We start from the raw sequence: 7,411 nt of genomic DNA, 5'->3' as shown, positions 1-7,411 counted from the left end.
TGGAGTTCCCGATGCTCGACCGGTTCGGCAAGGGCGCCGAGGGCAAGGAGGTCCCGGTCCTGGCCCGCTTCCGGTCCGTGCCGAAGGAGACGGAGGAAAAGCAGGTCGAGGCGGCGGGCTTCAGGATCCTCGAGCGGGGAGGCCCGAACATGGTCCTCTCCGGCCCGGTTTCCGGTATTCCCAAACTGTTGGACATCGAATGGGTCATCTATCTTGAGAAAGGAATCGCCCCTTAAGGCGCCCGGCATCCCCCTTGCTAATGAGAGAAGACCCATTCGGGAGGGAGCGATGATCCAGGCCGATCCGGGAGCGAGATTGTCCGTATCCATCACCGACGGAATGACGGTGGAAGTCCGGCTCGGGCTGAAGGAGGTCCGCATCGGCCGGGGTCCCGAAGCCGACCTGCAGCTTCCCGACCGCTCCGTCTCCCGGCTCCACGCGCGGATCTACCGCGTCGGGAACCGGTATTTCCTCGCCGACCTGGGGAGCCGCAACGGCACGCACGTGGACGGCAAGCCGGTGACGCAGCTCCCGCTGGACGACGGGCACACCTTCCAGATCGGTCCGTACCGGATCCATTTCTTGAGGCCGGATGCCTCCTCCTCCTTATGCGAGGAGCCCACCGTCGCCCCGGGCCCCATCGCCGCCCTTCCCGTTTCCGCGCCGCCCTCCGCCTCCGGCCGTCCCCCCGTTTCCCATACGCCCGTCGACGCCCCCTTCGGCCTCGTCGGAGGCAGCTCCCCCATCCGGAAGCTGATCGAGACGGTGCGCCGGGTGGGTGCGTCCGATGCGGCGGTCCTCATCGAGGGGGAGACCGGCAGCGGGAAGGAGCTCGTCGCTCGCGGGCTGCACGACGCCTCCGACCGCGCCGACCGCCCCTTCATCGTCGTCAACTGCGGGGCGATCTCCCCCGAGCTGATCGAGAGCGAGCTGTTCGGCCACGAGAAGGGGGCGTTCACCGGCGCGACGTCGCAGCGGAAAGGCGCCTTCGAACTGGCCCACAACGGCACCATCTTCCTCGACGAGATCGGGGAGCTCCCCTACTCCCTCCAGCCGAAGCTGCTGCGCGCTCTGGAGCAGCGGGAGATCAAGCGGGTCGGCGGGAACGAGACGCTCTCGGCCGATGCCCGGGTGCTTGCAGCGACCAACCGCAACCTCAAAGCCGAGGTGGCGAAGAAGGAGTTCCGGGAGGACCTCTATTTCCGCGTGGGCGCCATCACCGTCGCGGTGCCGCCGCTGCGCGAGCGGAGGGAGGACATCGCCGCCCTCGCCCGGCATTTCCTTACCGCGCTGGGCGCGCGTTCGCCCCGCCCCATGCCGTCGCTCTCCCCCGAGGCGCTCGACGCCCTCATCTCCCACGACTGGCCCGGCAACGTGCGGGAGCTGCGCAACGCGATCCAGCGGGCGGTGGTCATGGGGGAAGGGGCGGAGCTGCGCGCGGGTGACTTCGCCTTCCTGCGAGACGGCGCTGCGGACGCCTCCGCCGACGGCGCGCCCGATGGGCTTACCCGCTGGGAGCAGGCCGAGCGCACCAATATCCTTGCGGAGTTGGCCCGCCAGGGCGGGAACAAGACCCGCACGGCGCGGTCGCTGGGAATCGCCAAGTCCACGCTGTTCGAGAAGCTCAAGAAGTTCGGGATCAACGCCCAGGAGTCAGACCGGTAACCGGACCGTTGGTTCGGTTTCCGGTCACCCTCTCTTTCAATCCTTCGGATCCATCCCGCTAACCGTTCGATCCGATTCCTTTTTCCGCTTGCCTCCCCACGTTTTCCGCGGCACCGGTATTGCTCCGTACCCGGTCACCAAACTCAAGAAGGAGGCGGGCAATGAAACGGACGACCGGGAGAAACCGCAGGGGGCAGGGACTGACGGAGTATATCATCATCACCGCCCTCGTGGCGATCGCCGCGATCGGGATCGTCAACATCTTCGGCAACCAGCTCAGGAACCAGTTCCATACCATCGTGACGGCGATGTCCGGCAGCGTAGACAAGAAAGTCGAATCGCTCGCGGACAAGGCGGAGAAGGAAGCGAACCAGAAAGACCTGTCCAACTATGCCGGCTCGAAGTGAACGGGGATCGGCCATGACCGGTTTACTGGTGGCGGTCATCCCGCTGACGCTCTTCCTGATGTCGATCATCCAGCTCTCCCTGCTCTGGATGGGAAAAGGCGCCGTGGACGCAGCGGCGCACCTCGCGGCCAGGAAATTCGCCAGGACGGCCCGGATCGACTTCCATGAGGCCAGGCAGGCCGCTTTTCTCGAAGCGTACCGGAACTGTCAGAACCGCCCCGGAGGTTCGCTGGCCTCCGTGGCGATGACCCGCCTTGAAATTGCGGGGAAGGAAGATCGGCGGACCGATCATACGTTTCCGGGTGAGCCGCTCTGCGTCCGCCTGACCCACGGCGTGGAGCTGATCGTGCCGTGGGTCGACCGGCTTCTGTATTCCCTGTCCCCCGGCCGGATGATCCGGCTGGGGAACAGGTACTACCTGATGATGCAGTCCGAACGCTGGGTGACGGTGGAATGACGATGATCCGCTACTTCTCAAGGCAGGCGATCCGGATCCGTTCGGGAAACGGCGGCCAGGCGACGGTCCTGTTCCTGGTGGTCGCCGGAACGCTGCTGACACTGGTCCTGGCGTCGATCACCCTGAACAACGTCGCGGTCGCCCGGGTTTCCTGCGCGAACGCCGCGGACGCCGTCGCCCTGAACGCGGCCACATGGGAAGCCCGGTCCCTGAACATGATCGCCGCTCTGAACGACGGCGTCACTCAATGCATGCGGGTGATCCGGTATACCTGCGTGGTCTGGGCCGCCTTGGCGGTCGCCGCCGCTTTCGGGGTGGGGGTGCCGGCCTTCCTCGAATACAGCCGGTACGCACGGGAATTGATCCGGAACTGCTGGAAAACGGCCCATCAACTGGTCGCGTGGAGCATCAAGATCCGGGATGCCGCCCCTTACCTTATCCTCGGGGAAACCGCCGCGCTCGCGAAGAAACGGAACGTCGCCGGAGTCCTCTTTCCCGTGAATCCGCGCGGCGCCCATGACGGCCGGAACACGCTCGAGCTGCACCTGGAACCCGGGCCACCGGTGCACCTGGTGGACGCCATCGCGCCGGTATCGTCCGTGTTGAACCGCCTGCGGAAGATCCGTTTCGCCCATTCCGCCGTGAAGAGCGTGACCTCCCTCCTGGACGCCGCGCTTGGCTTCATCTTCCAGGACTCGAAGGGACCGATCCGGATGCTGGTTCCCGAAAAGGATTTCACGGAACGGCAGTACGTCCGGTTCGCCGGAACCATGAATGCGCCCGTCCTGCCGATCCCCTTCCTCGGGGAGACCCGGAAAGACCCGGTGTTTGCGGAAGCGACGGCCGAACCGTACGGCGGCGGCTCCGCCGAGATGACATGGAGATCCCGTCTTTCGGAAAGGGAAACCAGATGATTTCACGGCACAGGGCTCCCTCGGGTCAATCCGCCCTGGAAACTGTTTTTATGCTGCCTCTTCTGCTCATCCTCCTGGCGGGCGGTTACTGGGCTTACCGGAATCTGGAACTTTCCGGCTCCGCGGAATCGGCCGCCCACGCGCAGATGCTCCGGACCGGGAGGGACCTTTCTCCGGTCGGAGACGACCTGGCAAGGACGGTTTATCCCGTCGGGAGCCACGTTCAACTCCTTGGGGAAAACCGTTCCTTTGGAGGGGCGATACCGCCCTTTGGAGGCATGTCGGGACGAACCGTCGCATCGGCCGCCGTTTCGGTGGAGAGGGAGCAGGTGGGAGGATTCATCGACCTTCCGTTTCACGTAATCCGGCGCGAAGCGGAAGGGGCGGTCGATTGCTGGGGAAAAGGGACGAAATCGGGATCGACCATCCGCCGGACCGTCCAGGCCGTAGTGCTGGCAGGAGCGCTTCGATGAAAAGAATCCTGTTGCGTTGTTCGATTGCCTCCGTCGCGCTGGCCGTATGCATCGTCGCGGCGGGAAGCGGCGACGCCCGGAAAGCGGAATTCTCCTCCACGAACAAATTCAGAATCGATGGGAAGGGGTTCCTCGTCGGCGAAATCTTCTCGAACGATTCTACCCTCCTGCGAAGGGAGCTGGAAAAACTCGGCATGAAGCCTCCGGAAGGATTCGACGTTCCCGAGGACCGCCCCGCCTTGAGGCCGTTGTTTTCCGGAAAGCACGCTGTCCCGTCGGACACCCGTCCCGCCGGCTCGCCGAAACTTCCCGGAGGATTGATGGCGGAGCATTCGCTCCGGCTTTCCGGGGAGCGCCATTCCGTCGATCTCGCGTTCGGAACGCTGGAATCGCGGGGAAGGACAGCTGCCGCCCGCCTGGAAACCGAGGGATGGAGCCCCCTTTCCCCCGCAGAAACCGACGGACGCGCCCGTATGTTCCGCCAGCTCCGTGGAAAGGAGAGCGCCGTTGTATTCCTGGATGAAAAAGAAGGCCGCTTCCTTCTGTTCCGCAAATTGGAAAGGTAAGGCGATGGAGATGCTCCCGCTCGCCGCCGGGATCCTCCTGACCGGCATTGCGCTCGCGGCGGCGGGAAAGAGGATCTCCGCGGTGGAATCCTCCATCCGCCGGCAGGCGCACCCTGTGGAAATCGTCGTCGCGGCGGTCCCGATCGCCGCCGGAACGGAATTCTCGCGGGAGACCATCGCGAAGAAACCGGTCCCGGCCTCCGGCGTGGGGAAACGGAATGTCCCGGCAAAGGATTTCGAGCTTCTCATCGGCGCAAAGGCGAAGTACCCGATCGATCCCGGCGAGCCCGTATTGTGGACGGACGTCGAGGAACCGTACGAGACGGATGCGTTCTCGAGCCTGGTATCCGTCGGAAGAAGGGCGCTGACGGTCACCGTCGATACGGCCTCGTCCTTCTCCGGGATGCTGCGTCCCGGGGACCGGGTGGACCTTCTCGCGGAGGCGCAGGATTCCCGGGTCCCTTCGTGGATACCGGACATCCCCGTGATCTCCGTGGACCGACACACAAACCGCCTGGCCGGCCAGGCCGATGCGGCGGAGGCGGAAACGGTCACCCTGATGGTCACTCCCGGGGAAGGGATCGGCATCGCCAGGGCGTCGGCGTCCGGCAAGCTGCACTGGTTCCTCAGGAACCCGGCCGACAACGGCGCGGTGGTCCGGGACCGTCGTCGGAGTAACACGGGGGTCTCCCCCGTTGAGGTATGGAAAGGCGGCATCCGGATTCTCACGCCGGTTCCCCAGGTCGGATCTCCGTCAGGATCTCCGTCATGAAAAAGATCCTCCTTGCGCTGGCTTTCGCCCTTGCATTCCTCCCTTTTCCCGCACACCGGGAATCCCGCGGGGAGGAGTTCGTCCGGCTCCTGCCCGGTTTCCAGAAGATCCTCGACCGAAAGGGGGTTTCCCGGCTTTCTGTGGGGAACCCGGAGATCATCGAGGCCCAGCCGTTGCCGAAGGGCGATGGGATCCTCCTTGTCGGGAAAAAGGAAGGGGAAACCGATCTGGTCCTCTGGGAAAAGGGGATCCGGAAGGAGTGGCGGGTCGAGGTCGGATCGAGGAAAAACAGCTGGGCGGAGGAAATCCGGCAGTTTGCCGGATCCTTCCCCGGTCTGACCGTAACCGAGGCCGGGGGCGCCGTGATCGTCGGCGGAACAGTCGCCACTTCCCGGGAAAAAAGGGTGCTTGAGGATTTCGCCCGGTCGCGTCCGGGGATCCACCTCCAGGTGTCTCTCCCGGAGGAGAAAAAGACGCTGCTCGACTACGACCTGAAGATCATCGAGATCGGCAGGGGGGAATCCGCGAAGCTGGGCGTCCAGTGGCCGGAATCCATCCCGTTCAAGACCACCTTCGCCACGTCTTCGGGTTCCGGCAAGACGGTCTCCCTGGGAACCGAATTCGACGCGAGCCTGAACCTTCTCCTGGCGCACGGGAAGGCACGGATCCTCACGAACCCCCGTCTGGCGTGCGAAAGCGGAGAGGAAGCGTCGTTCCTCGCCGGCGGAGAGATCCCGATCGTGATCATCACCCCCGAAACACGCAAGGTGGAGTGGAAAACGTACGGGATCATCCTGAAGATCCACCCGACCATGGCCCCGGAAGGAAAGATCCGGACGAGCGTGACCGCGGAGGTCAGCTCGGTGGATCATGCCAGCGGAAGCGCCGATGTCCCCGCCTTTCTTACCCGCCGTGTATCCACGCACTTCTCCACATCTCCGGGTGAAACCGTGATGCTTTCCGGGCTGGTCAAGAACGAGATGGCGAAGGACATCTCGAAGGTGCCGCTGCTGGGGCAGATCCCGGTCCTCGGCGAGCTGTTCAAATCGAGAAGCTTCCGGGAAAACCTGACGGAGCTGGCAATCTTCATCACTCCGAAGGAAGTTGCGGGAGGGTCCGCTCCGGAAGTCGCGGAATGGGAAAAGAAATCCGCCATGCAGAGGGATGCCGTGCGATTCCGACTGCTGGATTGAGGAGGAAAGATCATGGACCGGTCCATCCGGATCAGGCTGCATCAGGCCGTGCTGTCCCGGCTCGACGCCCGCAAGACGGGACTGGCGTTGACCGAGGACATCGATAGGTGCAAACGCCGCGCGGAAGAGATCCTGCAGCAGGAGATGTCCGGGGGAACCCTTGCGCCTGCGGAAAAGGAATTCCTCCGGAGGGAGATCCTGGACGAGATCTTCTCCTACGGGCCGATCACTTCCCTCCTGGACGATCCGTCGATCACCGAAATCATGGTGAACGGCGGGGACTCCATTTACGTGGAGCGCGAGGGAAAGCTCGTCCCCCACGACAAGACGTTCCTTTCCGAGGATTCCCTGAGGATCGCCATCGACCGGATGGTTTCGAGGGTGAACCGTCGCCTCGACGAATCCTCTCCTTACGTGGACGCGCGTCTTCCGGACGGATCGAGGATCAACGCGATCATCCCGCCGGTCAGCCTGACCGGCGCCTGCCTGACGATCCGGAAGTTTCGGAAAGAGGCGTTTTCCCTCGACGAACTCGTGACGATCGGCTCCCTGACGCAGGAATCGTCCGAATACCTCCGCAACGCGGTCCGGCAGAGGAGGAACATCATCGTTTCCGGCGGCACCGGCTCCGGCAAGACCACTCTATTGAACGCGCTGTCCGGCGTCGTCCCGGAAGAGGAGCGGATCGTCACCATAGAGGATTCCGCCGAGCTCCGCCTCCAGAAGCCCCATGTCGTCCGGCTGGAATCCAGGCCGCCGAACATCGAGGGGGGCGGAGCGGTGACGATCCGGGACCTCGTGCGGAACTCCCTCCGGATGCGTCCCGACCGAATCATCGTCGGGGAGTGCCGGGGTGGAGAGGCGCTCGACATGCTGCAGGCGATGAACACGGGACACGACGGCTCCATTACGACGGGTCACGCCAACACCCCGAGGGACATGCTTCGCAGGCTCGAAACGATGG

10 protein-coding genes are annotated in these 7,411 nt (G+C 64.2%); all 10 read left to right on the top strand.

Going from position 1 to position 7,411, the window contains the following annotated elements; translation table 11 throughout:
• Positions 1-236: hypothetical protein (locus tag AB1346_06965; GenBank protein ID MEW6720171.1), on the top strand; the 236-nt coding region annotated here is incomplete at its 5' end.
• A 52-nt stretch (positions 237-288) separates the two neighbouring features.
• Positions 289-1,665, top strand: a complete 1,377-nt coding sequence (locus tag AB1346_06960; GenBank protein ID MEW6720170.1) for a sigma 54-interacting transcriptional regulator — start codon at positions 289-291, stop codon at positions 1,663-1,665.
• A gap of 161 nt (positions 1,666-1,826) precedes the next feature.
• Complete coding sequence (locus tag AB1346_06955) at positions 1,827-2,072, top strand: hypothetical protein (GenBank protein ID MEW6720169.1); 246 nt, start codon at positions 1,827-1,829, stop codon at positions 2,070-2,072.
• 13 nt (positions 2,073-2,085) lie between these two features.
• A complete protein-coding gene (locus tag AB1346_06950) occupies positions 2,086-2,529 on the top strand; it encodes a hypothetical protein (protein MEW6720168.1) in 444 nt (147 codons plus the stop codon).
• Positions 2,526-3,443 (top strand): hypothetical protein, encoded by a 918-nt coding sequence (locus AB1346_06945; GenBank protein ID MEW6720167.1) that lies wholly within the window; start codon positions 2,526-2,528, stop codon positions 3,441-3,443. The genes AB1346_06950 and AB1346_06945 overlap by 4 nt, the downstream gene beginning before the upstream one ends.
• Positions 3,444-3,721: 278 nt before the next feature.
• Positions 3,722-3,916, top strand: coding sequence for a hypothetical protein (locus AB1346_06940; GenBank protein ID MEW6720166.1), 195 nt, complete (start codon positions 3,722-3,724; stop codon positions 3,914-3,916).
• Positions 3,913-4,482: a hypothetical protein gene (locus tag AB1346_06935; GenBank protein MEW6720165.1), complete on the top strand. Its 570-nt coding sequence runs from the start codon at positions 3,913-3,915 to the stop codon at positions 4,480-4,482. The genes AB1346_06940 and AB1346_06935 overlap by 4 nt, the downstream gene beginning before the upstream one ends.
• Before the next feature lie 4 nt (positions 4,483-4,486).
• Entirely contained in the window at positions 4,487-5,254 is a 768-nt protein-coding gene (gene cpaB / locus AB1346_06930) for a Flp pilus assembly protein CpaB (GenBank protein MEW6720164.1), read from the top strand.
• Positions 5,251-6,447 carry a pilus assembly protein N-terminal domain-containing protein gene (locus AB1346_06925; protein ID MEW6720163.1) on the top strand — a complete coding sequence of 399 codons (1,197 nt, stop codon included), beginning with the start codon at positions 5,251-5,253 and terminating at the stop codon, positions 6,445-6,447. The genes cpaB and AB1346_06925 overlap by 4 nt, the downstream gene beginning before the upstream one ends.
• A 12-nt stretch (positions 6,448-6,459) precedes the next feature.
• A partial coding sequence (locus AB1346_06920) for a CpaF family protein (protein MEW6720162.1) occupies positions 6,460-7,411 on the top strand: 952 nt, incomplete at its 3' end.

The organism is Thermodesulfobacteriota bacterium (assembly GCA_040758155.1).
Taxonomy (GTDB): Bacteria; Desulfobacterota; Deferrimicrobia; order Deferrimicrobiales; family Deferrimicrobiaceae; genus UBA2219.
Note: the sequence above shows the minus strand (reverse complement) of the source record. Positions and strands in the feature narration are given on the sequence as shown.